The organism is Mesorhizobium sp. M2E.F.Ca.ET.209.01.1.1, assembly GCF_004010375.2.
Lineage (GTDB): Bacteria > Pseudomonadota > Alphaproteobacteria > Rhizobiales > Rhizobiaceae > Mesorhizobium.
In genome coordinates this window covers 1-343 of sequence record NZ_SADP02000601.1, presented here as the reverse complement: position 1 = coordinate 343, position 343 = coordinate 1, and the positions used below count along the sequence as shown (strand labels likewise).

Annotated in this window: 1 protein-coding gene; it reads right to left on the bottom strand. The window is 58.6% G+C overall.

Going from position 1 to position 343, the window contains the following annotated elements; all coding sequences use genetic code 11:
* A partial coding sequence (locus EN852_RS37085; protein ID WP_281407846.1) for a class I SAM-dependent methyltransferase occupies positions 1 to 336 on the bottom strand: 336 nt, incomplete at its 3' end.
* Positions 337 to 343: the final 7 nt, after the last annotated feature.

The following is a 343-nucleotide window of genomic DNA, read 5'->3' as shown; positions in this document are numbered from 1 at the left end:
GAGAAAACTGGTCTCCTCCGTCTCGGCCCATGGCAAGGGAAATAGCAAACCCTCCTTCGGCCCTTGCATCACATCGTAGATCGCAAATGGGCTTCCCGGTCGCAGTACGCGCGCAATTTCAGCATACAGGCGCGGCCGGTCGGCGATATTCATCGCAACGTGGAACGTGACTGCGGCATCGAAGGTGGCTTCCGGCCAAGGTAGGTAGAGAGCGCTGCCGACGCGGAGGTCAACTTTGTCGGCAAGGCCGGTTCGCTCGGTCAGCATCGTTCCAACACGTACATATTCAGCGGTAAGGTCGATTCCAGTTGCGCGACATCCGCATTCAGCTGCCAGATACCGG